At 34.6% G+C, this 25,111-nt stretch carries 25 protein-coding genes; 15 read left to right on the top strand and 10 right to left on the bottom strand.

The window, feature by feature from the left end; all coding sequences use genetic code 11:
* Together ABX784_RS00890 and ABX784_RS00885 are read right to left on the bottom strand one after the other, a co-directional pair.
* On the bottom strand, positions 1-242 hold a 242-nt coding region (locus ABX784_RS00890; protein WP_372651482.1), incomplete at its 3' end, for a hypothetical protein.
* A 2-nt stretch (positions 243-244) separates the two neighbouring features.
* The gene (locus ABX784_RS00885) at positions 245-1,285 is read right to left on the bottom strand and encodes a murein L,D-transpeptidase family protein (RefSeq protein ID WP_372651480.1); all 1,041 of its coding nucleotides are present in this window, start codon (positions 1,283-1,285) and stop codon (positions 245-247) included.
* A gap of 177 nt (positions 1,286-1,462) precedes the next feature.
* Here ABX784_RS00885 and ABX784_RS00880 point away from each other — a divergent pair, with 177 nt between their 5' ends.
* From ABX784_RS00880 to ABX784_RS00870, 3 genes are read left to right on the top strand one after another with little or no spacing between them, the layout of a single operon-like run.
* Positions 1,463-3,916, top strand: coding sequence for a hypothetical protein (locus ABX784_RS00880; protein WP_372651478.1), 2,454 nt, complete (start codon positions 1,463-1,465; stop codon positions 3,914-3,916).
* Positions 3,917-3,951: 35 nt separating this feature from the next.
* Positions 3,952-4,929: a GGDEF domain-containing protein gene (locus ABX784_RS00875; protein WP_372651476.1), complete on the top strand. Its 978-nt coding sequence runs from the start codon at positions 3,952-3,954 to the stop codon at positions 4,927-4,929.
* A complete protein-coding gene (locus ABX784_RS00870; protein WP_372651474.1) occupies positions 4,930-6,009 on the top strand; it encodes a hypothetical protein in 1,080 nt (359 codons plus the stop codon).
* Here ABX784_RS00870 and ABX784_RS00865 read toward each other — a convergent pair.
* Positions 6,006-8,180 carry an amino acid permease gene (locus ABX784_RS00865; protein WP_372651472.1) on the bottom strand — a complete coding sequence of 725 codons (2,175 nt, stop codon included), beginning with the start codon at positions 8,178-8,180 and terminating at the stop codon, positions 6,006-6,008. The genes ABX784_RS00870 and ABX784_RS00865 overlap by 4 nt on opposite strands.
* Before the next feature lie 150 nt (positions 8,181-8,330).
* Here ABX784_RS00865 and ABX784_RS00860 point away from each other — a divergent pair, with 150 nt between their 5' ends.
* On the top strand, positions 8,331-9,839 hold the full coding sequence (locus ABX784_RS00860; protein ID WP_372651470.1) for an ankyrin repeat domain-containing protein: 1,509 nt from the start codon (positions 8,331-8,333) through the stop codon (positions 9,837-9,839).
* An 11-nt stretch (positions 9,840-9,850) separates the two neighbouring features.
* Entirely contained in the window at positions 9,851-10,222 is a 372-nt protein-coding gene (locus ABX784_RS00855) for a response regulator (protein WP_372651468.1), read from the top strand.
* Here the strand turns inward: ABX784_RS00855 and ABX784_RS00850 are convergent.
* From ABX784_RS00850 to ABX784_RS00840, 3 genes are read right to left on the bottom strand one after another with little or no spacing between them, the layout of a single operon-like run.
* Entirely contained in the window at positions 10,219-10,920 is a 702-nt protein-coding gene (locus ABX784_RS00850) for a response regulator transcription factor (RefSeq protein ID WP_372651465.1), read from the bottom strand. The two genes, ABX784_RS00855 and ABX784_RS00850, sit on opposite strands and share 4 nt — an antisense overlap.
* A gap of 1 nt (position 10,921) precedes the next feature.
* Positions 10,922-11,602 carry a response regulator gene (locus ABX784_RS00845; protein WP_372651463.1) on the bottom strand — a complete coding sequence of 227 codons (681 nt, stop codon included), beginning with the start codon at positions 11,600-11,602 and terminating at the stop codon, positions 10,922-10,924.
* Complete coding sequence (locus ABX784_RS00840; protein ID WP_372651461.1) at positions 11,603-11,911, bottom strand: Hpt domain-containing protein; 309 nt, start codon at positions 11,909-11,911, stop codon at positions 11,603-11,605.
* Between the two features lie 190 nt (positions 11,912-12,101).
* Here ABX784_RS00840 and ABX784_RS00835 point away from each other — a divergent pair, with 190 nt between their 5' ends.
* Positions 12,102-13,568 (top strand): response regulator, encoded by a 1,467-nt coding sequence (locus tag ABX784_RS00835; protein WP_372651459.1) that lies wholly within the window; start codon positions 12,102-12,104, stop codon positions 13,566-13,568.
* 3 nt (positions 13,569-13,571) lie between these two features.
* A complete protein-coding gene (locus ABX784_RS00830; protein ID WP_372651457.1) occupies positions 13,572-13,943 on the top strand; it encodes a response regulator in 372 nt (123 codons plus the stop codon).
* A 37-nt stretch (positions 13,944-13,980) separates the two neighbouring features.
* Here ABX784_RS00830 and ABX784_RS00825 read toward each other — a convergent pair whose 3' ends face one another.
* Both ABX784_RS00825 and ABX784_RS00820 read right to left on the bottom strand, forming a co-directional pair.
* Complete coding sequence (locus tag ABX784_RS00825; protein WP_372651454.1) at positions 13,981-14,517, bottom strand: hypothetical protein; 537 nt, start codon at positions 14,515-14,517, stop codon at positions 13,981-13,983.
* A 15-nt stretch (positions 14,518-14,532) separates the two neighbouring features.
* Entirely contained in the window at positions 14,533-16,269 is a 1,737-nt protein-coding gene (locus ABX784_RS00820) for an NAD+ synthase (protein WP_372651452.1), read from the bottom strand.
* Between the two features lie 72 nt (positions 16,270-16,341).
* On the opposite strand from ABX784_RS00820, the gene trmFO reads away from it, so the two are divergent.
* Genes trmFO through ABX784_RS00785 form a run of 7 tightly spaced genes read left to right on the top strand, consistent with a single transcriptional unit; the run spans position 16,342 to position 23,286 of the window.
* Positions 16,342-17,709 carry a methylenetetrahydrofolate--tRNA-(uracil(54)-C(5))-methyltransferase (FADH(2)-oxidizing) TrmFO gene (gene trmFO / locus ABX784_RS00815; RefSeq protein WP_372651450.1) on the top strand — a complete coding sequence of 456 codons (1,368 nt, stop codon included), beginning with the start codon at positions 16,342-16,344 and terminating at the stop codon, positions 17,707-17,709.
* On the top strand, positions 17,710-18,609 hold the full coding sequence (locus ABX784_RS00810; protein ID WP_372651448.1) for a DMT family transporter: 900 nt from the start codon (positions 17,710-17,712) through the stop codon (positions 18,607-18,609).
* Positions 18,610-18,629: 20 nt separating this feature from the next.
* Positions 18,630-19,601, top strand: coding sequence for an NAD-dependent epimerase/dehydratase family protein (locus ABX784_RS00805; protein ID WP_372651446.1), 972 nt, complete (start codon positions 18,630-18,632; stop codon positions 19,599-19,601).
* Positions 19,531-20,700, top strand: coding sequence for a hypothetical protein (locus ABX784_RS00800; RefSeq protein WP_372651444.1), 1,170 nt, complete (start codon positions 19,531-19,533; stop codon positions 20,698-20,700). The genes ABX784_RS00805 and ABX784_RS00800 overlap by 71 nt, the downstream gene beginning before the upstream one ends.
* A gap of 12 nt (positions 20,701-20,712) precedes the next feature.
* On the top strand, positions 20,713-21,708 hold the full coding sequence (locus ABX784_RS00795) for an amino acid ABC transporter substrate-binding protein (protein ID WP_372651440.1): 996 nt from the start codon (positions 20,713-20,715) through the stop codon (positions 21,706-21,708).
* A 4-nt stretch (positions 21,709-21,712) separates the two neighbouring features.
* Positions 21,713-22,306: an alpha-ketoglutarate-dependent dioxygenase AlkB gene (locus ABX784_RS00790; protein ID WP_372651438.1), complete on the top strand. Its 594-nt coding sequence runs from the start codon at positions 21,713-21,715 to the stop codon at positions 22,304-22,306.
* Between the two features lie 56 nt (positions 22,307-22,362).
* Positions 22,363-23,286 (top strand): MerR family transcriptional regulator, encoded by a 924-nt coding sequence (locus ABX784_RS00785; RefSeq protein ID WP_372651436.1) that lies wholly within the window; start codon positions 22,363-22,365, stop codon positions 23,284-23,286.
* Here the strand turns inward: ABX784_RS00785 and ABX784_RS00780 are convergent.
* Positions 23,283-23,978 carry an arginyltransferase gene (locus ABX784_RS00780; protein WP_372651434.1) on the bottom strand — a complete coding sequence of 232 codons (696 nt, stop codon included), beginning with the start codon at positions 23,976-23,978 and terminating at the stop codon, positions 23,283-23,285. The genes ABX784_RS00785 and ABX784_RS00780 overlap by 4 nt on opposite strands.
* A 139-nt stretch (positions 23,979-24,117) precedes the next feature.
* On the opposite strand from ABX784_RS00780, the gene ABX784_RS00775 reads away from it, so the two are divergent.
* Positions 24,118-24,465: a hypothetical protein gene (locus tag ABX784_RS00775; protein ID WP_372651431.1), complete on the top strand. Its 348-nt coding sequence runs from the start codon at positions 24,118-24,120 to the stop codon at positions 24,463-24,465.
* Here the strand turns inward: ABX784_RS00775 and ABX784_RS00770 are convergent.
* Positions 24,458-25,024 (bottom strand): tRNA-uridine aminocarboxypropyltransferase, encoded by a 567-nt coding sequence (locus ABX784_RS00770; protein WP_372651429.1) that lies wholly within the window; start codon positions 25,022-25,024, stop codon positions 24,458-24,460. The two genes, ABX784_RS00775 and ABX784_RS00770, sit on opposite strands and share 8 nt — an antisense overlap.
* Positions 25,025-25,111: the final 87 nt, after the last annotated feature.

Below are 25,111 nucleotides of genomic sequence, written 5' to 3'. Positions count from 1 at the left end.
TCTTGAAGCTCAGAGTTCGTAGCTTTAAGTTCTTTGATTACTGCCGGCTCTTTTCTTCTAGCCATTTCTCTAATTTGCTTGAAGTAAACACTTCCACCAATAATTACAAGGATTGAGATAATCGTAATTATAGGCAATACATAGAGTGTAAACTTGAGGGCGAACCTATTCGTATTTAAAAAGACTGGTCCTTTTTTATCGTCATAGATAAGGAAAGACATTTTTGCAGGTTTATGTGACATAATTAATTACTTTCTCTTTTTACAAAGTCTGCTCCAAGAATTGAAGCAGGATCATTATTCTTGAAGAATCTCATAGAAGGTTGGAATGCAACTTTTTCTTCATCTTCTTTTTTTATACCACTTTTTGTCCAAGTTTCATTTACGATCTTCCAATTGTAAAATTCATCTTGCTTTAAGTAGAGTGACTTTCTTCCTATGTCATTAACTGTATTAGAATTGTAAATTTGCTTGAAGCTGATTACTGCATAGTCTTTTGCTTTTAGGATTGAAACATTTTCAATTCTAATTTTAGGGTTTCCTGGATTGTTAAAAACTGCAGACTTATAGACTTTGAAGTTATCAAAATTTCCTCTGAACTTATCGAAGAACTCTGTTCTATGGTAACTATTAAAGTAAAGTTTTTTGTTTTCAGTTTGCCACCCTTCGAGCCATTGTCCTAGAGCGTCGTTGAGATTGGTCCTTTGAGTTAGCCAAGCTGTTTTTTCAAGGTAGCTTAAATTTTGAACAACCACCATTGGAGTTCTATTAAGTTCAATAAATTTAGATAGGTCAATGAGGTTTGAGTTTGTTGCAACTACACATCCTCTAGAGTCTAATCCTTTATCTATTCTTGTTTCGTCATTTGTTGAGTGGAGCCAAATCCCTCCACCAGTTTTACCGTTTCTTTTATCGATAGGGTTTGGGTAGTTCATAACAAAAGCACCCACCCCGTATATTTGTCCTTGTTTTCCATGTCTATCGAGTAGGTCTTGATGTGTTAAGAAATCAGTAAAAGAATAAACTCCCTCTGGAGTTCTGTGATCACCTTGATAGAATTTATCACCAGCTTTTTTTCCTGTGGCCATTGGATACTTACTTACTAGAGTAGGTGTTCCATTTTCATTTTTAAATAAGTAAAGAGAATGAGTTGATTTTTCAGCAATTACTACATGGTGAGAAAAAGTATCATCTAGCATTAGTAGTTGAGCGGGGAGGTAGGTCTCTGCTCCAGTTATGCTAAAATTAATAAAAAGGAGTGAGATGCTCAGGATTATTTTTCTCATATATCACCTAATAACCAACTGGTTTTTTTGAAATTTAGTAAGTTATACTATTTTAATCTAATTTTACCCTATTTTACAACTAAACTGGGACATGATTTCCTTTAGTTGGAGTTTTTTTCTCCGATAAGTTATTATAATTATGAAATCATTGTTTAAAAAGAGGATATAACACTTAGCATGAAGATAATTTTTTACTCAACAGATAAAACAGTAGAAAAGTTTTTCTCTACCTTAGATGTGGATAATTGCACACTTGTATCAACTCTTGATGATGTAGAGAGAGAGTTTTCATCAAGTGAGCACAGTTTAATATTCCTAGACTTTGACTGTGTTGAGCTTAACTGTGCAGGGTTAGCAATTGAATTGAATGCTATTGAAAATATAAATACTATTCTTATTAGTGGGAAGTTGAGCTTGAAGGAAGTTATGGATTTCCAAGATACTTCCTCTGCCTGCGATGCTTACTTAACAAAACCTCTTTCCGTAGAAATTTTAACAGGCGTAATAAACGATTTTGAAATAGCCTTAAGTACAGCTGAAGATAATTCAGAGACAAAAGATTCTGCTGAATTAAATGTAGATTTAACTTTCGTTGGAGTAAAAAAAGACTTACTGGAGCAGCTTGATAATACACCTCTAGAAGAGGAAGAAGACCAAGAAGAGGATAGTGTTGACTTTGATGCTACACCGATGCAGGTAGCCTCTGAAGTTAGAGATGTTATTGACTCTCATAAGTCTAGAGACACTAACTTTGAAAATGTTGTAAACGATGAAATACAAAGAAAGTTTGACGCTGTCTTTGATCGTGAAGAAGAGAAGACAGAAAGTTTAGAAGAAGTTCAAGACTACCATGAAGACTTTGGTGATGTTGAAAATGTAGAAGAAGAAAGTAATGTAATAAGTTTTGATCCTATTAGTAGTAGCTCTGATCAGAATACAGATACAGATACAGATACAGGTAATGATAAAGGAGCCGACGTTGAAGCTCCATTAGAAGAGGTTGAAATGTCTAAAAAGAGTGACGACGATAATGGATTGGAATTTAATATTCCTGATGAAACTTCGACGGATGTGATTGAAGATGAGTCTCGAAAAGAAGATTCCGAACTTAACGATGTTGATATCGCTATTGATAATGATGCCGCTGGACTCGAGTTTAAGCTAGGGACTACAGAGGAAAGCACCGAAGAAAGTAAAGAAGAAACTGTAACTGCTACTGATACTCTGAATGATGGAGATCTCGAATTTTTAGATGCTACTAGCGAAGGCTTTGACCTTAGCTCAGTTGAAGAGAATCCTGAGAATGTACAAGAAGATGACGGTCTAAGTTTTGATAATGATGAATCTGATGAACTTGCATTAGGTGGAGAAGATGAAGAAGTTGAAAGCTTTACAGAAGATGATTCACTTTCTTTTGATGAAGATGAAGAATTAGACCTTAATGAAACATATGATACTGATGCTATAGAGGCCTCAAGTGATGAGGGGATAGATTTAGATGAGACATCTGATGATGCTGGAATAGATTTTGATGATGAAGTTTCTGAACCTTCTTTTGAAATGGGCTCTGATACTTCAAATGATATTGAATCGACTATTAGTTCAATCGTAGCTCCTGATAACTCTGACGAAAATTCTACTGGTGAGTTTGACCTTTCTACTACAGCTGTTGATGAAGAAGAAACTAATTCAATGCAAGAGTTTGACTATAAGACATCCTCAGGGTTCGCTCCTACTGCAGATGATGAATTTGGAGATATTGATGAAAGTATTGGAGACAATACTAATCCAACTGTTGTTGCAAATACTAGTAGTATCACTTCATCATTATTCAACTCAAGTAATGACGATGAATTAGATGAAGAACTTGATGAGATATCATTCAATGATCCTGAGAGTGAAGAGCAAGATTTTGGAGTCACTGAAACTGTACAAAACGATTTTAAAATTGATGAAACTGAAACATTTTCAGCAACTGAAGATAAGACTTTAAACGAAGATAATTTTACAAGAAGTTATGATGAAGATGAATTGCTACGCTTGCAGGGGACAATTAGACAGCTACGAGAAGAGAGAGAGTCTCTTATGGAAAATATCAATACTCTAACAAGTGAAAAACAATTACTTTCACAGGATAACTTAGGACTAAAGGCCGAGTTAGATGAAGTTAAAATTGAGCTTGAAATTGTTAAAAAACGTAGTCATGACGAAGTAAGTGAAATGAAGTATCAAATGAACTTAAGTCATGAAAAGAAAGATGTTTATGAGATGAAATACAAAACTCTTTATAAAGAGTTTGATCGATTAAATCAAAAAGTTCGCATTGACTTTAATCAAGTAAAGCAAAGAGAAAAAGAGCTTGAGAGTAAACTTGAATTAGTTGTTATGGACTCTGATTCTCAAGTACAAACTAGAGATATGAAAATATTAGAGCTTAAAAGAAAAATAGATTCTTTAGAGTTTAATATGGAAAATACGACAATTAGAGAGCAAAAACATAGAGACGATAAGTCTAAACTTGAAGAGCGTCTAGCAAAAATAATGAAAACATTAAGAGGCTCAATCCAATTGATAGAGGATGACTTAGAAGTTTTAGATATAGATAATACAACTGAATTGGATAAGAATTGAATGATATAAGCTTAAATAAACATTACAAAAATCTTTTGGATTTTATCTTTGAGTGTGATCAGCTTGATTCAATCAAGCAGGTGTATGAGTTATTAAATAACTTTTGGACAAATGAATTCAATACATCTTCTATTAATATTTTTAGTGTGTTCAAAGAGAATCCAAATAATAGAATTTGTAGACAGATCTGGAGACCTAAAGAGTTAATTGATCCTTTTACAAATAAAGAGTTAACTCTTTTTAGAGAAAGCATTAAAGAAGTAGATGGTGTTCAAGGGACTTGGAAAAATATCTCAAAAGTTGATAGCAAAAACTTCTATGTTATTTCATGTGGAGAGTCATTTGAGCAAGAGTTCTTTGCTGGATTCAAATCAAAGGATAAGATTCCTGATAAAATACTGGATTACCTCGTTGCTTACTTAATCAACTCTTCTAAAAAGTTTATTAAGTTTAGCGAAGCAGAAAAGCTAAAGTCACTTATTCACATAGATGATGTCACTGGGCTATATAATCAAAGAAAATTCTTAAAAGATATTGATGACTGTATACTTAAATTTGATAAAACAGGCGAAGTATTTTCTGTCATATTTATTGATATCGATCACTTCAAAAGTGTTAACGATGGCCATGGACACTTAGTCGGAACTCAACTCCTCTCAGATGTTGCAAATATTTTGAAAAAAGTGATTCGTGGCAGTGACCTTGCTTATCGTTATGGTGGAGATGAGTTTGTTATAGTTGTTCCTACTTGCGATGTTAAGAATGCTAAAGAAGTAGGTGTCAGAATTTTAAATGGTATCTCAAAAGAAAAATTCCACGTTTCTGAAGAAAAAGGAATTAATGGATCTCATACATTTAAATTATCTGTCTCTGTAGGAGTTGCAACTTATCCTGAAGATGCAAAGACAAGAACAGAAATAATTAGCTTCGCAGACAAGATGATGTATAAAGCGAAGCAATCTGGTAGAGGAAAAGTTTGTTGTGCTGGAGAAATGTTTACTGAGGATGACTAAATGCTTATATTATCCTTAAGTGACCTACACCTTGGTAAGGGGAAGTTTCTAAAGAACGGTCAACTAAATATTTTAGAAGACTTCTTTGAAGATCAACGCTTCTATGAATTTTGTGAATTCTACGCATCTGATAAATACTATTCTCAAGAAGTTCACCTTGTATTAAATGGTGATATCTTAAATCTTATCCAAATAGACTTCGAAGGTGTTTTTACACATATTATCGATGAGAAAAGAGCAGACCTTGCTCTTAAGAAAATCATTGATGGTCATCCTATATTCTTTGATGCTTTAAAACTTTTCCTATCTGCTCCAAATAAGAAATTATCTTATGTTATTGGAAATCATGATGCTTCTATGGACTTTGATTTACCTCAAAAGAGATTGGACACTCGAGTTGATGGAAGAGTTAATTACTGTCACTTCCTAGAGACTCATGGAGTCCACGTTGAGCATGGACACCGTTTTGAGGCGATTAATTCTGTTCCTAGAGATCGCTACTACTCAAAAGGACCCAATGGAAAGAGAATCGTAAACCTTCCGTGGGGGAGTTTATTCTGTATCTCAGTATTGCCACAGTTAAAGAAAGAGAGGCCATATCTTGATAAAGTTAGACCTACGGGCTCGTATATCAAGTGGTGTTTATTCCATGATTTTGGGTTTTTCTTAAAAATGTCTTTTATAGTTATCAAATACTTAATTCAAAGTAATTTTGATATTTATATTAAAGACAACCATAATTTTAAAACTACCTTAAAAATATTAAAGCAAATTACAATTTATCCAAGATACGAAAAGAAAGCGAAAAGTATTTTAAAAAGAAATATTGCCTTGCATACTGTAATTATGGGACATACACACTTGCAAGAGTGGAGAAGGTTTCCAGAAGGTAAATATTACTTTAATACTGGAACTTGGAATCCAATTCCATCTATAGATGCTGGTCTTCATCAAGATTCAACTTATCTTACATACTGCTTATTAGATATACACAAAGAAACTTCCACTTTAAGAGAAGGTTCTTTGAATGTATGGCAAGGTAAGTGGAGACCATTTACCTCTGAAATCTCTACAAGCTAGTTGTTTCCTTCATGAATAAGTTGAGAACTTTGTACTGAAATAACAGAGCAAGAAGCACCTGCGATCAGCTTATCATCATCAGTCCCCATTATATCTTTGAACCATGAGTGATTTGAAGCGCCAAATACAAATAAGTCATACTCTGCCGTTAGTTGAATAATATCTTCTACTGGTTCATTTGAAACAATAATACTTGATTTGGAGTGGACCTTAGTATTTTCACAGAGATGAGATAGCCTTACATTTGCAGCTTCTAGCTCCTCATTTGTAGTATTCTTAGGTAAAACTTTAACTAAGCTTAGACCGGCCTTATTCATCGTTGCAAAGTGGTCAGCAGTATCAACAACTAGCTCGTAGTCACAGTTATTATTAACGATAACTAAGACACGTCTAATATAGCGGACACCAGCGTCTCTAAAGATTGCAAGATTACATTGAAGGTGATTTCTAAGCCATCCTACTGGGTTATGTACAGTAAAGTTACCACGCTTTTTTCCTCCCCATTCTTTAAAGAGCCATTGGCAATGTAGTCTCTGGCTTATCTCAAAAACACTTCGAGAAAGGTCGTGACTGGCAATAGGGTCAAAGGTAATAGGGATATTTTGCTCGACAGACATCGCTATAATTCTTCTTCTCAAAGACCTTAGGTAGACTGTCTCAGTATTTAAATCTTTAACTTCTGTTTGCTCTGGTACTTCAGTGAAGTGGGCAACTTCTAAGTTTTCTCCTTCACTCATTGCTGCGGCCATTTGTATCAATGTTTCTGGACTTCTTTCATTTCCAAAAAGAGATACTACTACTTTTGCATCTTTTGTTAGGTCTATACTCTCATAAAAATTTGTAAGACTAGAATTGTCATCAACTAAATCAGGTCTTTTTCCTCTGATTCCAATAACGCCTCTTCTAGTGGTTCTCTTTCTAGAGTAAGTAAGAAATAGAACTACTCCAGGGATAGAAATGACAAGGATTGCTGTAACAATAATAAAGCCCATACCAAAAAGAAGACCGACACCACTTAAGATTCCTAAAATTTGTAGGAATGGATACATTGGACTTTTAAATTGAGGCTTATACCACTGAACTCGAGTCTCTCTAAGAACGATTACTGCAATATTTTCAAATACATAAATTAAAAGCATGAAACCAGACGCTAATTTAGCAATCTTAGTCACATCCATAAAGAGTATAGTCGCTGCTACAATGATTGCAGAAAGGAGAATGCTCCAAACAGGAGTAAGGTACTTTTTGTGAAGTTGTCCAATTGCTCCTGGAAGAAGCCTGTCTCTACCCATAGCGAATGGAAATCTCGAAGATGCTAGTATCCCTGCATTTGCCATAGAAATCATTGTGAGGATACCAATAATAGAAATAAAGATAGCAAAACCATTTCCACCTACAGTTTGGGCCATAGTATAAAGTGGTTTATAATTTCCAATTAGCTCAGTCGTTGGAACGCTTCCCACAAGTGTGAAAGTTGTAAGACAATAGATAATCGTAACAAGTGCAAGAGATAGTAGAATACCTCGAGGTAAGTTTTTCTCAGGAGACTTTATCTCTTCTGCAATTGCTGCAACCTTAGTTACACCTGCGTATGAAACAAAAACTAAAGCTGTAGATGACATAAGTCCTGATGCTCCGCCAGTCATAAACGGAGTCATTAATTCTTTATCAAAAACAGGAATACTAATTCCACTCAGTGCTAATAATGATGTAATTGCAATGGCCACTACAACCATTAGTGCACTACTTACTTTACCAACTCCAAAAATGTTTAAAACTGTTATGAAAAGTAGAGAGACTATCGCTGTTGGAATAAGTGGTACGTCAGCTAAAATTGTTAGATAAGCTCCAAAACCTACGAGAGCGAAGGCCGCTTTTAATAGTAGTGATAGCCAAAGACCGAGGCCAGCTACAGTTCCGGCGAGAGGTCCAAATGTTCTTTCAAGGTACACATAAGTTCCGCCTGATGTAGGCATTGCCGTTGCAAGTTCTGATTTTGACATAGACGCTGGAAGCACACATAGTGAAGCTAAAAGATATGCTAGCCATACTGATGGACCAGTCTGTTCTATGGCCAAACTTGGTAAAACAAATATTCCACTTCCAAGCATGGCGCTAATACTAATAGCTACAACAGACATAAGTCCTAATCTTCTTTCAAGTGCCTTCACAATACCTCTCAAATTAAGTCTATTATTTTGACATAAAAGACTTAATAAGTCAGAAAATCATATTGAGCGTCGCGTCTATTTTAAGCATTAGATTTTCTTAAGAAGTAAATAAATACTTACGAATTTTAAGAAAGATACCGAAGTAGAGTTATGAAACATATTCTTATCGTAGATGATGACTTAGACATTCATAGGCTTCTAAAAATCCACTTTAAAGGTTTGGATTATAGGCTACATTTTGCCTTTGATAATGAAACAGCTTTAATTCACTTAGAGCATGAAGATATAGCCTTTATATTTTTAGATATTGTTATTGGCAATAATGAAACTAGTCATAAGGTCTTAAAGAAAAGTGGTCGACGACCTATCTTCTTGATGAGCTCATACTTGACTGATGCGTATTGTCAGAGAGTACTAGAAAAGAATGTCACCATATTGGATTGTCTTCCCAAGCCTTTTACTAAAGATGAAATCCTAAATCTCCTAGAAAAATATAAAGAATTTGAGTATGGAGGTACTAAATTCGATTCGAGCAAAGACACCCATACGGTTAAAGGTAAAGGTGAAGATATTGGAGATGAGTCTTTTGATATCAAAGGATTCGATGAAGGTGGCGATGAGCGCCAAGTTGTTCAAGGTGCCAAAGAGGATCTTAATGATGAGACACAAGTTGTTTCTGGAAAAAAAAATAATAAAGATGGAAAGCAAGTTGTCAAAGGCGCTAAAGAAAATCTAACAGATACGTCTGAAGTTGTTTCAGGAGAAAAAGATTCTCAGGAGTCTAAGCAGATCGTTAAGGGCCTAGGGGATAGCTTAACTGATAACTCTAAATATGTCCTATCCGGTGGTGAAGATGATCAATCAAGTAGCCAACTTGTGCGAGGAGAGAAAGAAGATCTAGCAGATGATATTAAACACATTGCTGGTAAAAAAGAAGAAGAAGGGAAAGAGAGAAAGAAAATAATCAAAGGCTCCAAAGAAGATTTAACCGAAGAAGTTACCCTTGTTACAGGCGAGGAAGAAGAAAGCACTTTAGGGAATATTGAAAATCAACTAGAAGAAAGTATTGGTGATGAGCTAACTATTATATCTGGAAAAGGGCTCAGTAGTGATGAAAAAGAACTCCTTAGAATTAAGCATATTAGCGATCTTGAGGCCTTAAAAGATGAGGGTCCTCTTGCTAGAAGCGATGCAGGCTATACCAGACTTATGTTGGCCGTATTTTTAGAAGATATGAAAGAAGCTAAGCTTGCACTTGAAGCAGGAGAGAAGGTCGATACTCTTTGTCGTGGAGGATATTCAGCTCTTCACTTTGCTGTGGTTAAAGATTTACCCGAAATTGTTGAGTTTTTAATCTCCAAAGGAGCTAAGCTTACAGTTAAAGATAATGATGGCAGAGAGCCTCTATATTTTGCCATATTTAAAGAAAGATTCAATATTGTTAAAATGCTAGTAGAGGCTGGAGCTCCATTAAATCGGAGAGTTAAGGGACGTACATATTTAATGATTGCTGTCGCTAAACGCAATGAAGTAATATTTAAGTATCTACTTTCAAAAGGAATATCTCTACAAACAAGAGACAGTAATGGTTTCAATGTTAATTACTATCTTAAAAAGTATAAACTAGAGTATTACTTACCAGTTGGGAGTGAAACATAGGAGGAGCGCAGATGAACTTGAAGTTTATAGTAATAGATGACTCATCTGAGATGGTTGCCCTCTTAAATAACTTCATTGAAAATTGTGACCTTGGTCATGGGCATTCATTTGAAAATGAATTTCAAGCTATGGACTTTGTTTCAGAAAATAAACCAGATGTCCTAGTCATTGATGTGAACTTAAAGCATGTTAATGGTTTTAAGCTTGGAGGAATGTTAAGGGATATGCTCAAAATAGAAGTTCCTATAATCTATATCTCTTCTAATGATCTCTACTTAAAAGAGTTTTATGATATTGATCAGAGAAATACTTACTTTATGAATAAGCCTTTTGATAAAGAAACTTTTGAATCTGTGATTAAGAAAATGACGAATATCGACTAAATGGTCTTTATCCCAAATAGAACTTTTCTAATATTTGTCATAAGTTCTAAGTCTTCAAAATCAAATTTTACAGTTACTGTGTAAGTTAGGGAACCTTCATCTTTGGTCGTTGAAAAAATTGTTCCAAAAACACTCGCTGATGTAGATATTTTCTCAAAAAGTTCACCAGTCATTCTTACTTTATTTCCTTTTGAGATAAAGTTAGATGATTTAAATGTGACACTTTCCTCAGTTAGCTTCACTACTTCAAGGTCTAGTTCTATATGTGACTCTCGTGAGTTTGAAGGAACCGCAAAATAGGGAAGTGATGATGAATCTTTATACATATCTCCAAGGACTGCATTAATTTTACATTGGACAGTGGTTTTATCTAGTGGCTTAGTAATATAGTCATCAGCTCCTAAATCAAGACCTTTCTGTATGTCCTCTTCTTGAGATCTTCTTGAAACAATGACAATCTTTATTTGATTACCAAATTTCTTTCTGATGGCCCTTAGAATTTCGTAGCCAGCGCCTTTTGAAGCCTCTAGGTTTAGATCAACTACACATAAGTCAGGTACATACTTATTGAACTCTTCAAAGAATTCTGGAGCTGTTTTTGACGTTCTAACAAAGTATTCTTCTTCAGAAAGTATTTCTTTAAGAAATACATTTATGTCATTGTCATCATCAATAGTAAGTATTTTTCTCTTGTCCAATTTAGACCCTTCTTTTTTGTCGTTTTCTAATTGCTTGAAGCATTGCTTCTGGCAGTCCTATTAGCTGCATCACAGTGTCATATATTCCGGGATTTATATCTCTCGATTTTTGATATATTTTTATATGACCTTTCTTTATTTTCATTTCATTTAAGAAGCTACTACTTATCTCTATTTTCTCTTTCTCCATAAATTTGACTCGAGACCTAAATACGAGTGATATCTCATTAAACTTAACGAGCTCTCCAGGTATGAACATCTTTGCCTTTATGTATTTACTTTCTGCTTCATAAGTAGGGAGATCTGATGATCGTGAGTACTTTTTTACAGTGTTAACAAGGGTGTTATTGCTAAATGGTTTTATTAAGTAATTCTGAACACCATATTTCTTAGATAGAATTATCGACTCTTTAGTCTGTTTATTTGAGATAATATTTACTGTGATTTTATCTAAGATCCCTTTTTCTTTTAAAGTATCTAAGAGTTTAAATCCTGAGTCATTTTCTAAATCTAAGTCTAGAAAAATTATATGGGGAGCATATTCAAGAACTTTGACAAGTGCATCTTCAATATTAACCGCCTTTAGTACTACGGCGCCCATATTTGAAAGAATTTTTTCGCAGAAGACTAGTATATCTAGATCATCATCAACAACTAGAATGTACTTCTTTGTTTCTTTCAATTAATCCACCTTGATATATTTTATTTCTAAGTTCTCCACATAACTCTTAAACTCATTTATTAACTGACCTAGGGTATCGTCATTGCTTTTTGGGGCGTTGACCTCTATAGATTTTGCAATCTTTCCTAGTTCATGAAAACCATAACCTCCAGCGCTTCCACTTACTTTATGGCCTATTCTTTCTAATTCTTCGTAGTTTCGTTCTTCGTAAAAACTAAGAAGCTTCACAATATCGTTTCTTCTATTCTCTAAAAATCCAGGCACTATATCCTCAAGTTCCTCGTCAATTTCCACGTAGATTAAGTCCACACTTTTTCTCCTGTATTTTAGGTTTCTAAATAGTTATAGTTTTCATTATATACCATATTACTATTTTGCCATGAGTAAGAATGGGCAATAACAATTTTTCCTAAAGATTTGCTAACTAATAAATGTTTACGTATCTTTATGTGGTAAAATCAATTTAGTTTAATCTTAATAATCCGATAAATAGAGAACGATGAATGTACTAATTATAAAACATCAAGATTTTTCAGTTGAGCGTATCCAAGAGACTTTTATAAGTAATGGATATAACGTATTTATATGCTCAACTAAGAGTGAAGTCGCTGATTTTGTAGAACTGAGGTGCCCAAGTCTCTTTCTCTTGCCTGCTGATGAGGTGGGGTTTTCTATATCTCGTTTTATAAGAAGTTCAAGAGTTATTGATTATAATCTTTCGTCTACTCCTATTTTATTTCTTGGTGAGAATGATGTCATATCCCAGCGAATTGAGTCGATTTCAAATGGTGGGAGTGATTTTGTAGATAGAACCAATTTAGCTAAAATTATAAAAATCTCAAGAAACCTCCTTGAGCCCGATTTATTGTGGAAGGGGGCAAAGGTTGTAGTAGTAGAAGATGATAAGACTTCTGCTCGAATTATCTCTTCCTATGTCGAGAATATGGGTTCTGTTGTTAAGTGGTTTATGTCTGGTGAGGAGTGCTTAAAGTATCTCGAAGAAGAGTCAGCAGACTTACTCTTGGTCGATTATATTATGCCTGCTATGAATGGGGCAGAGTTAACAAAGAAGATTAGAAATGAGTTAGGACTCAAAGAGCTTCCCATTATTTTTACTTCTTCAACGCTAGATAAAGAAGAGATTTTAGAGTTTTATAGAAGTGGTGGTAATGATTATATTTCTAAGCCATTTCTTAAAGAAGAGCTCTATACAAAAATGAAGTTACAATTGGAAAGTTCTCAAAATACGAGAGCTCTTAATGTATATATTGAAGAGTTAAAGAATCTAAGTAATGTTAAAGACCAGTTTCTTGCTGTTTGTTCTCATGACTTAAAAACTCCTCTGAATTCAATTATTGGCTATACAGATGTTCTTAAGTCAGACACTCATTTAGATGAAGAGGGCGTTGAGATCTTAGATATTATTAATAATGCATCTAAAGATTTACTCTCACTCGTTGATGACATCCTAACTTGTAGTGAAGTGCACTTGAGCGGTGAAGTCGCTATGAAAAACCTTAAGGTTACTAAGGTTGTTGAGTATATTCTCAAGCAGGTTAAGGGGATTTCTAAGAAGCAGCTTGAGTATGACTTAAAAATTGACGTAAAAGAGCCTATTATTCTTGGCAATGAGCCAATGTTGAGAAGAGTGTTTTCAAATATTTATTCAAATGCTCTTAAATTTACACCAAGTGGTGGTAAGATAGTTACAAGAGTTTGGGAAGAGGGAGACTATATTAAGTGTAGTATCACTGACTCTGGTATAGGGATTCCCGAGAAGCATATGGAAAAGGTTTTCTCTAAAATGTCTGGACTCGGACGTTTAGGACTTGAAGGTCAAAAGAGTACCGGTTTAGGGTTAAGTATTGTAAAAGATATTATTGAGAAGCATAGAGGACGCGTTGAAGTAGAGAGCCAAGAAAAAATTGGGACAACTTTTACTTTAACATTTCTAAAGGGAAGGTAGACTGTGCGCATATTACTACTTGATGACAGTTTAGATAATTTAAATTTACTCAAGCTCTATGTTAAGAAGTCTTCTGATGAGTTTGTTATGGTGTCTGATGCAGACGAGGCCCTTACAAAAATTAATGAAGAACATTTTGATATGTTTTTTTTAGATATTCAAATGCCACTTAAAGATGGTTTTGAAGTACTTAAAGACGTTCGTGAATCTGAGAAAGCAAAAGACCTTTTTGTTTGCGCTCTAACTGCACACACTTCTAAAAATGAAGTTGAAAAGATAAATAAATCTTCATTCAATGATTATTTACAAAAACCTATTTTACGTAATGAATTTTTAGAATATATTGAAAAGTTTTCTATAAAAGCGGCAGGATAAAAAAGAGAGGATTTCTCCTCTCTTTTAAATTACTAATTTATTTCTTTTTAGCAGGTGCTTTGCTCGATTGAGTCTTCTTAGCAACAGGCTTCTTCTTAGGTGTGGCCTTTTTAGTTGTTTTCTTAGAGACAGCTTTTTTGGCAGTCGCTTTCTTCTTTGCCGGAGCTTTTTTAGTAGCTTTCTTCTTAGTTACTGTTTTCTTGGCAGTAGTCTTTTTAGCTTTCTTCTTTGTTGTCTTAGCTGCTGGAGCTGGTTTTGAAACATACTTTTCAACTTGCTTTTGAAGTTTAGTAAGCTCTTTCATCTGATCGTCAACAAAGGCCTTAGCTTTTTTAACTTCAGCTTGAACAGTCTTATCAACGACTTTTTCAATTCTCTTCTTTTCAGTTTCAAACTTTTTAAGAAGAAGATTTACATCTTTTTCTACAAGGTTCTTAACGTCTTTTTCTGCTTTCTTCACAAAAGACTTAACTTGCTTTTGTACTTCTTTTAGCTCGTTGTTTTTTACAATGTCTTCAATATCTTTTCCGATATTCTTTAATTGCTTCATAAAATCTTGAACTTTAAAATCCATTTGTTACTCCTAATGTTAATTTATTTTACAAATTGGAATTCTGTAACCTGTTCCAAAGCTTTTAGCCTTTATTTTAATAATTGGACAGAATTGTTTTCTCTTATATTCACTTCGTGAATAAAGTTTGAAAACTTTACTTACTTCTTCATTATTTAAGCCCATCTCAATGAGATCTTTAGGGCTAAGTCTATAGGAGAGGATTCCCTCAAGAATAGTATCAAGGATAGGGTACTCAGGTAGAGACTGGGAATCTTCTTGATCTTCTCTTAATTCTGCTGAAGGAGGACGATCTATAATTCCGTTAGGTATTATCTCCCCATACTTCTTATTAATATATCTAGAGAGTGCGAATACTTCTGTTTTATATAGATCTCCTAGTGGGCTTATTGCTCCTACACTGTCACCGTAAAGAGTTGAGTAACCAACACTTAACTCAGACTTATTAGATGTATTGAGAACCATTGAGTTTCTTTGATTAGACCTTGCGTAAAGAATTGCACCTCTTAGTCTACTTTGGATATTTTCATCACAAAGACCTTCCATCGGATCTTTAAACACATCGTTATACTGGTTTCGAAGTGAGCTGTGAGCGAACTTTATTGGAAATGTAGAGAGTTTTACGCCAATTTTCTTACACATTTCAAAAGAGAGGTCGTAACTCATAGTTGCCGAGAAAAAGCCCGGCATAAAGATGGCCTCTAAGTTTTGCCCTTCTTCAAGAGAGAGTTTCATAATTGCAAGAACAAGAGCTGAGTCAATTCCTCCTGAAAGGGCCACATCGAAGTTTTTAAAACCTGATTTTCTAGCATATTCTTGAATACCAAAACGAAGTGACTGGAGAATCTCTTCACAATCTTCATCTGTAAGTTCGGGCAATCTAAAGTTACCTTCCTTATTCTTAGTAATATTTGCCTTAAATAAGGATTCCCAAGAGTTTACTTTATCGTTCAGTGCTTTCTTTTGATCAACCTCACCTGAAAAGGTCTCCAGTTGATATGATAGAACATCTTCCTGGTAGAACTTTGCTCTATGTGTAATTTGGGCACCATTAACAACAAAGCTTGAGCCATCAAATAAAATCTCATCCTCTCCGCCAACTCTATTGGTATAGATGAATGGACAAGCAAAGAGTTGAGAAATTTCTGAGGCCCTAATTAAGCGTGTTTTATCTTTTCCAAGGTAGAACGGTGAGGCAGACAGGTTAATGACCCCGTCTAATTGGATATTCTTTTCTTGAACCTCTTCAAAAAGCTCTTTGACAGGATCAGTGGTGTGCATACTACTCATCCACATGTCTTCACAAATAAGAAGCCCAAAAGACTTTCCTTGAAAATTATAGATTGAGTTCTCACTTCCTGCTGAAAAGTATTTTTGTTCATCAAAGATGTCATAGTTAGGAAGTAGCTTCTTAGTGTAGAGGGGAGTTAGCCCTTTTGAGCTATATTCATATATTACATTTCGAATCTTAAGAGGGATGCCATCTTGATCCATCTTATACTCTAGACCACCAAGTAACATTGTAGGCATCTTTGGATTTCTCAGTGCGTCTAGCTTATCTAAAAGCTCCTCATATCTCTCAATAAATGATCTTTGAAGGCAGAGGTCTTGCAGTGGATATCCAGTCAGGAATAGCTCTGGGAAAACAAAAAGATCCTTAGAATCTTCGTTTTTCTCTATTAAATTTTTTAGATATGTAAAAATGTTATCAAAATCACCAATTGTATGGTGTGTTTGGCGTATGTTTATTTGCATGTACGTGTCCTAAAAGGTAAATTCTCGCTTTGTATTTATCATATTTTAGTCGAAAAAACAGCAGAGTGGAAAATGAAATTTGAAGGTAAGAAAGTTCTTGTCATTGGTGCAGGACTAGCAGGAACAGATGCAGCAATATTTTTAGCCAATCATGGCGTCAAAGTGGTTCTTGTAGAATGTAAAACTCTATTTTTAAACCCCGCTCAAAAAATGAAAACATATGCTGAGCTTGTTTGTACTAACTCATTAAAGAGTATGTCTCCTGATACAGGGCATGGTCTTTTAAAATATGAAATGAAAGAGTTAGGCTCATATATCCTAGATAAAGGTATGGAGTATGCAGTTCCTGCGGGAGATGCACTAGCTGTAAATAGAGAAGAATTCTCAAAGGCAATTACAGAAGGCCTTAGATCACATGAAAATATTGAAGTTCATGAGGTTGAGGCTGAAAATCCGCTAGAACTTCAAAAGAAATTTGAGTGTTCTTATACAATTGTAGCGACTGGACCTCTGACAACTGAAAAGCTAGAGAAGTGGCTAACAACTGATTTATCTGAAGACGACTTCTACTTCTATGACGCAATTGCTCCGGTTGTTGATGCTGATACTTTAGATTATTCAAAGTTATACTTTAAAGATCGTCACAAAGAGTTGAGCGAAGAGGAAGGCGAGTCTGCTGATTACTTAAACGCGCCAATGACTAAAGATGAATACGAAGAGTTCATTGGGGAACTTGTTAAGGCGGAAAAGGTTCCGGCCCAAAAATTTGAGGACTATAAGTTTTTTGAAAGCTGTTTACCTGTAGATATAATGGCCGAGCGTGGTGTTGATACAGCACGGTTTTCTTGCATGAAGCCTATTGGACTTGAAAAGAAAGATGGAACTCTTCCATATGCATGTGTTCAACTGAGAAAAGAGAACCTACTTGGAAGTGCATTTAACCTGGTAGGTTTTCAAACAAGACTAACATATAAAGAGCAAGTTAGAGTTTTTAGAAAAATTCCTGGTTTTGAAGAGGCTAGCTTTATTCACCTTGGCTCAGTTCATAGAAATAGTTTTTTAAATTCAAAAAAGCTTCTAAACTTTGATCTAAGTTCTAAGAAATATGAAACTATCCATTTTGCAGGCCAAATTACTGGAGTTGAAGGCTATACTGAAAGCGCTTCAATGGGACTCTATGTTGCATGGCAAGTACTTAGAAAGTTAGAAGGAAAATCTCCTGCTTCTTGGCCAGTAGATACTGGAATTGGAGCTCTTGTTAACTATATAATGACAGTACCTAAGCCAAGTCCATCAAATATCAACTTTGGTCTACTTCCAACCATTGCGTTAGACAAAGAAGAAAGAAAGAATAGAAAACTCAGAAAGAAGATAAAGAAAGCAAAAGCCTCTGCGCGGGCCCGTGAGTCCTTTGATAAATTTATGGACGAGAGTAAATAAATGCAGGGAATACTTTATATACTTTTAGCCTGTTTTCTTTGGGCGATAGATACTTTGATTCGTTACCCTCTATTAGGTGAGGGTATTTCTGCTAGCCGTATTGTCTTTACTGAACATCTTATTTTGACAATATTTTTTATTCCATTATTTGTTAAGAAAATAAAACTCTTTTGGCAATCAAAGGTTGCTTATGTTTTTTACTTTCTGATCATTGGTGGTTTAGGCTCTGCGATTGGAACTCTTGCTTTTACAAGGGCGTTCTCATTAATTAATCCTTCTCTCGTGATCCTTTTACAGAAATTTCAGCCGATAATTGCAATATCACTGGCCGCAATTATTTTAAAAGAGAAAATGAGAAAAGACTTTATTATTTGGGCCGCAATTTGTTTAGCCGGTGGACTTCTCATTTCTTATGAAGATATAGCTAGTGGACTGAGAAGTGTAGACTTTGATAGAAGTCTATTTGATCAAAAATTTCTTCTTGGTTATGCTCTTACTTTTCTTGCTGTATTTAGTTGGGGTTGCTCAACTGTCTTTGGAAAGAAGCTCACAACATGTGGATTTAAAGAGAAAGAAATAATGGCCGGTAGGTTTTTTATGGGCTTCATATGTTTGATTCCAATACTATTAACTGGTGATATTCAAATGGATATGGATGTTAATATCTGGGGTCAGATTATTGCAATGGTAGTCATTTCAGGGCTATTGGGAATGTTTGTTTACTATAAAGGTTTAACACTTGTTTCCGCTAGAGTAGGCGCCCTCGCTGAGATGTTCTTTCCATTTTGCGCAGTTATTGTGAATTGGATCTTTCTAAATCAGGCCCTCACTTTTCAACAGATTATGGGTGGGGTATTATTACTTATCGGTTCAACTGTGATACAATTAAAACACTATTGATATAATTTTGGAGATATAAAATGAGTACAAAGGTTCAACTACCGACAACTCTAAAAGGCAAAACAATTCTTGTTGCAGGTGCAGCTGGATTTGTTCCATCAACTCTTTGCGAGTTTTATTTAAACCTTGATGCTAAAGTCATCGGTCTTGATAACTTCATCACTGGAAGTAAGTCAAATATTGAATTATTAGAGAAATATGAAAACTTCACTTTTCATGAATGTAATATTTATGAGCAGCTACCTGACTTTACAGGTGTTGATATTGACTACGTTTTCTCTCTGGCCTCTCCTGCATCTCCAATTGATTTTGGATTAATTCCAATGGAAATAATGAGAGTAAATAGTGAAGGAACTCTAGCTCTTCTTGAGTTATCTCTAGAAAAGAAAGCTAGATTCTTAGAAGCGTCTACAAGTGAAGTTTATGGTGACCCTGAAATTCACCCTCAAACAGAAGACTATGTAGGTCATGTAAACACTCTTGGTCCAAGAGGGTGTTACGATGAGTCAAAGAGATTTGCTGAAGCAATGACTATGAGCTTTCATAGAAAATTTGGATTAGACACTCGTATTATTCGTATCTTCAATACTTATGGTCCAAGAATGAGACCTAATGATGGAAGAGTTATTCCAAACTTTATTAACCAAGCTATGAGAAATGAAGATATCACTGTTTATGGTGATGGTAGTCAGACAAGATCATTTTGCTTCGTTACTGACTTAGTAGATGCTATTCACACTGTTATGTTCTCAGATGATCCAACTCCATTTAACTGTGGTAACCCAGATGAGTACACTATATTAGATACTGCTAAGTTTATCATTGAAGCTTTAGGTTCAAAGTCTAAGATCGTATTCTTAGATCTTCCTAAAGATGATCCTAAGAGAAGACGCCCAGATTTAACGAAGTTACAAAGTGTGAGTGATTTCTCACCAAAAGTTACTTTTGAAGAAGGGATCAGAAGAACTACTGAGTTCTTTAAATCTATATAGGTGTAACTTGAATATAGCTCTTAGTTGTGACGATTTACTAATCAGAGATCATTATACTGAAATAGTAGAGACCTTAGGCATGGTCTATGAAGACTCTACTATTTATACTCTTGTTCATAAAGAAAAGGCCATGCTTGGTACTATCGAACTAAGAAAGATACGTTCAACTTATCTATCTCATAAAATTAAAGATAGAGAGCACTTAGCTAAGAATTCTTTTTTAATTCCAAATGCCGCTTCCAATCTTTTTATTCCTTGTTCTGTTGATTTAATTATTAATATTTCAAATGGTATGTCTAGCGGTATTAGAAAGTGTGAAAATACTAAACTTATTACTTACTTCTATGATCACTATTATTTAAATAGAAAAGATAAAGTCTTAAGAGAAAAGATATTCAAATCATACATTACAAAGTGGTCTAAAGCAGCACTTTGTATGAGTGATGAAATTTGGGTTCCAAATGAAAGCGTGAAAAAATACGTTGAAACTTTCTATGAAGGACCAGTTAGTATTGTCGCACCTCCTTTTAATATTTCTGATTATCCTCTTACTCCAAAAGAGGGCAAAGAGTTTGATTATTACGCTATTAATGCCAAGGGCGTTGATGAGAATTGTGCAAATGAACTTATTAGTTTTTTAGATCAGTATAATATGAAATATGTTTTCTTTGGAGAGGATGCTCATTTAGATGAGATAAAGCTAGGAGAGGAAGATCCTAGATTTATGGGTGTTAGATGTTCTGGAGAACTTGCTCCTATGTTAGGAAATGCAAGGGCCCTTATTGATATATCAGAAACGGCTTTCCCTGAAGATATTTTAAAAGCACTATCAAGTGGTAGACCTGTTATTGCAAAAGATAGTGAGCTCTTTAAAAGCTATCTAGGAGAGTTTGGTTTAATTTGGACTAACGGTAGTTCATCTGAATTAATTGATGCAATTAAGGATATGAATAATCTTTATCATACATATGATAGAAGAAAGCTCTATAATATTGCTACAAACTTCCATGACATAAAATTTAAGTCTGACGTAAAGAGAAGAGTTGATCATATATTAAGTAATGATCATGTCCATAATGGAGCAGACTGCTGTAACTAATTAAGGATTTTTATGAAGTTAATGTTAATCCTCCTTCTTTTTTCTCTACCTACATTTGCAGATACTATCGAAACAATTAAGAAAAGAGGCCATTTAAACTGTGGTGTTAGTGAAGGTCTAAATGGCTTTTCAACTCCAAATGAAAAAGGGGAATGGAGTGGTTTTGATGTGGATATCTGTAAGGCAGTAGCTGCAGCTCTATTTGGCAATACATCCAAAGTAAAATATTTTCCAATCTCTTTAAAAGATAGATTTAGCTCTCTTAATGAAAAAAGAATTGATCTACTAAGTAGAAATACTTCTAAGAATTTCTCTAGAGATGTCACTCATAATATTGAATTTGCTCCTGTTGTTTATTTTGATACTCAAGGTGTTTTAGTTAGAAAAAACAGTCGGATAAAAAGTATTTTAGATTTAGATAATAAGAAGATTTGCGTCAAAAATAATACGACAACTCAAGAAAATTTAATAGATTACTTTAAGTTACATAAGATGAGACTAAGACAAGTTCGCTTTGATAATAATGATCAATTGTTTTTAGCCTTCTTAAAGAAGAGGTGTGTTGCAGTTACTTCGGATGTTACAACTTTAACTTCTGAAAGAAATCAGTTTTCATCCCCTGAATCTTTCAGATTATTGAAAAAGAGAATTGAGAAAGAACCCCTTGCCCCGGCCCTTTTGGCCGGAGACAAGAGGTGGAAAGACCTTGTTTCTTGGACAATCTATTCATTAATATGGGCCGAGGAGTTAGGTATTAACTCTTCTAATATTTCAGCTATGAGAAAGAGTCCTGATCCTAGAGTAAAGAGATTCTTTGGTGAGTCTTTTAACTTTGAGAAAATTCTAGGCGTATCAAATGATTGGACTGGAGAAGTTATCTCTAAAGTCGGTAACTATGGTGAGATTTTCAGTAGAAACTTAGGTGGTAAGAGTTCTTTGAAACTTGATAGGGGGTTAAATTCTCTCTGGAAAAATGGCGGGCTTCTTTATTCTCCTCCGATGAAATAATCTAATGAATCAAAGTGTATTCAAATTCGATAAAGAGGTTCATTCATTTAATAATGGAGAGATTCTTTATTATCCAAATTTCTTTTCATCTGATTATTTACCACTGTTAAAAGAAGAGTTGCACTGGAGAAGTGATAAGATAAGTATGTTCGGTAAGACCCATCCTATACCAAGGCTTCAGTGCTGGTATGGTGATGAGAATATTTCTTATGAGTATTCCAATATTCAAATAGAGCACAACTCATGGAATGTCTCACTTATTAAGATTAAGAAAATGATCGAAGCCGAGATCAGTGAAAGCTTTAATGGAATGCTTGGAAACTATTACAGAAATGGAGAAGATTACGTCTCTTGGCATAGTGACGATGAAGTGTCGCTAGGTGAAAGGCCAACTATTGCCTGTGCTAGCTTTGGAGTTTCAAGGGTCTTTTCTTTTAGAAATAAAATATCCAAAGAAAAATTCTCTCTAAACTTAGAGGATAGAAGCCTACTCGTTATGCTACCTCCAACTCAGAAAGACTGGGAGCATCAAATTAATAAGAGTAAATCTATAACTGGTGAGAGAATAAGTTTAACTTTTCGTTTTGTTCACCAATAATTCTTGATTAGCCTAGACAACTCTTATACATTATTTATGTCTTCATGGAGAAAGCAATGAGTAAGTATAATATCAAAATTGCCTCAAATTTATCAGGTGTTGGAACTCATACCTTAAGAGCTTGGGAAAAGCGCTACCTTGCTGTTGTCCCTGCTAGAAGTAGTTCTGGTCGTCGTTTATATAGCGATAGTGATATTGAGAAGCTACAGCTCTTAAGTGAACTTTGCTCTCTTGGAAATAGTATTGGCTCAATCGCTAATAAAGACTCACTTGAGTTAAAAGAGATGTTAGAGAGACTTGGAAAAGTTAAGCAGAATATTCGTCCAGTAAAGTATAAGGCGAGTAGTACTGCTGAAGTCACTCAATCTCTAAAATTACTTTTAGAGGCTATTGAAAATTATCAGATTGAAGTTTTATCAAAAGAGATTGGCTCACTTAAAAAGTCACTTAATACTCGTGATTTAGCACTTAAAGTACTCTCTCCACTTTTATCTGAACTAAGGCATAAGGTTGAGCAAGGAAACTTATCTATTGCACAGGAGCATGCTTTACTTTCTATGGTGAAGTTTCATGTGGGAGATATAATATATGAGAGCTACGAGTGTAAGAATAAAAATCCTAGTCTTATCTCTATTGCCTCACCAAGTGGAGAACTAGACGAGTTTGATATTATTTTATTCTCTCTTCTATGTTCACATTACGGTGTTAAATTCTTCTATTTAGGAGCGAATTTACCGCTGACTCCATTAATAGATGCTACTAATTCATTTGAAGCAAATATTTTATTACTCTCAATCAAAAGTAATTCTTCTCAAAGCTATATTGAAGAGCTCTATAGAAAAATTGGAGCAGATAGGGAGCTATGGGTGAGTGGTGTAGATAATATTAAAAACAGCTCCGTTTTAAACGAAACTAAGTTTAGAGCAATTTCGGATCTCTTTCATTTAGATAATTGTCTAAAGGAGCTTGGACAAGGCTAATCTTCCCACTGCCTTGAACTCCAATTGAATAGTTGATGAGGCCTATAAGAAGCCTTGTAGGCCATAGATGGATTAGATTCAATATAGTAACCTAAGTAGTAATAGTCGTAGTTGTTTTCTTTAGCATAATTTATCTCAGTTAATGCGCCAAAGTGACCAAGACTCCTAGCAGAGTGTTCAGGATTGAATGCAAAATAAACACTACTTATGCCACTGGCTCCCTCATCTAATATTCCCCAAGCAATGATGACTCCATTTAGTGAGTAAGATAAAATAAAGCTTGAGCAGGACTTGGTGAAGAAGCCTTCAGTAAATTCATTGCGATCTTCTGAAGTATTCTTTGAGGTATTAAATCTTTTGTTGTGCTGAATATATATTTGATAATATTCTTCTCTAAAGCTTAGGGGCTCTTTTGATATTACGATATCTTCATTTTTCTTTAATATCTTTCTTTGCTTTTTATTAAAGTTAATTTCGTTAACTAATACTCTCAAAGGTAAACACTGTTTACAGTTTGAGCAGTTAGGTCTGAAGTAGTATCTCCCAAACTTTCTCCAGCCATTTTCTAAGATGATATCTAGTTCACTTTTGTCTAACTCTGTAGCAAAAAAATATTCCTGAGTAAACTCTTGCCCCTTTATATAAGGGCAGTTTGTAGGGGGGGAAAGAGTTGGTTGACTTAGCAAGTACATAATTTAATAAACTCTTTTTATCTAACTTAGATAACTAATGAACTTTATATGATTTGCTCATTTTATAGAAAATAATACTAATAACTTATTTTAAGACTACCGTTATATTAAAACGAATATGATCTTAAATAAAGGGCCTATGAACCAAACTTCTTTAATCACTTATTTATTACCAATCGCTTTTCTTACCTCCTGCATTGGACAGTCTGAGTTAGATGATTATGAAGCGGGACAGTGCTTTAAAGAGACAAGAACAAATTACGCAAGCTATGCTAAACAAAATGAAAGAATCTATAGAATAGAAGAAATTGTTGATAGATCCTTTAAGGTTTCTCTTTGGTATGGAAGAAGTTGGTTGTACCAAGGTAAGAAGAAATCGAATTACTTCTCAAATAGATCTAGTCTTGTTTATGAAGAAACAAATTGTCCAGGAACAAGAAAGAATGCTGCTATAACTGATAAGATTAAATCAATAAACGTTAAGTAGATAATTTCTTTAAATACTCTATAAATTGATTAAAAGACTTTTCAAGTGGACGATAGAGTTCATCACCTTCGAATTCTTTAAGCGTCATCACAACGGCTTCAAGGGTGCTTAGGCCACCACTCTTCTGCTTTCTGACTTCAGCATATGGAGAGTCTGACTCTAGCTCTAAGCACATATGAGTAATATCTTTTAAGTAAGTATTCAGTTGTAGAATCTTGTAAGCTTTCTTCCAAGTTCCGTCGATAAAAATAAAATGCTTTTTGTTATCTGTTTCTTGCTTGTTTGCAAAGTCTTTTAGCCTAATCGAATTTTCACTTGGAAATACTAGGATGTTTTCTACATTGGGAAGTATGATATCTACTTGGTTAAACTCTTCCCCGTCAAATAAGCGAATATTACTAAGAGAGAGTAGTAGAAGCTGAGCAGTTCCTTTTAAACTTTTTATTTCACTAGGATGGCGTAAGATCGTTACTGGAGTCTTATTAAGAGTGGTTGTTGTATATTTACAAATACATCCTCTAAGTGCTCTAGTACATACTTCACAATATTCTCTACTCATTTTTTACCTTAATCTCCCAAATCTTAAGCTAGGCGTATTTTTCTTTAATGTCTAGAATCTCATTCTTTCTTACATGATCATATCTTA

The organism is Halobacteriovorax sp. (assembly GCF_041587335.1).
Taxonomy (GTDB): Bacteria; Bdellovibrionota; Bacteriovoracia; order Bacteriovoracales; family Bacteriovoracaceae; genus Halobacteriovorax.
This window is presented reverse-complemented; position numbering and strand designations above follow the sequence as displayed.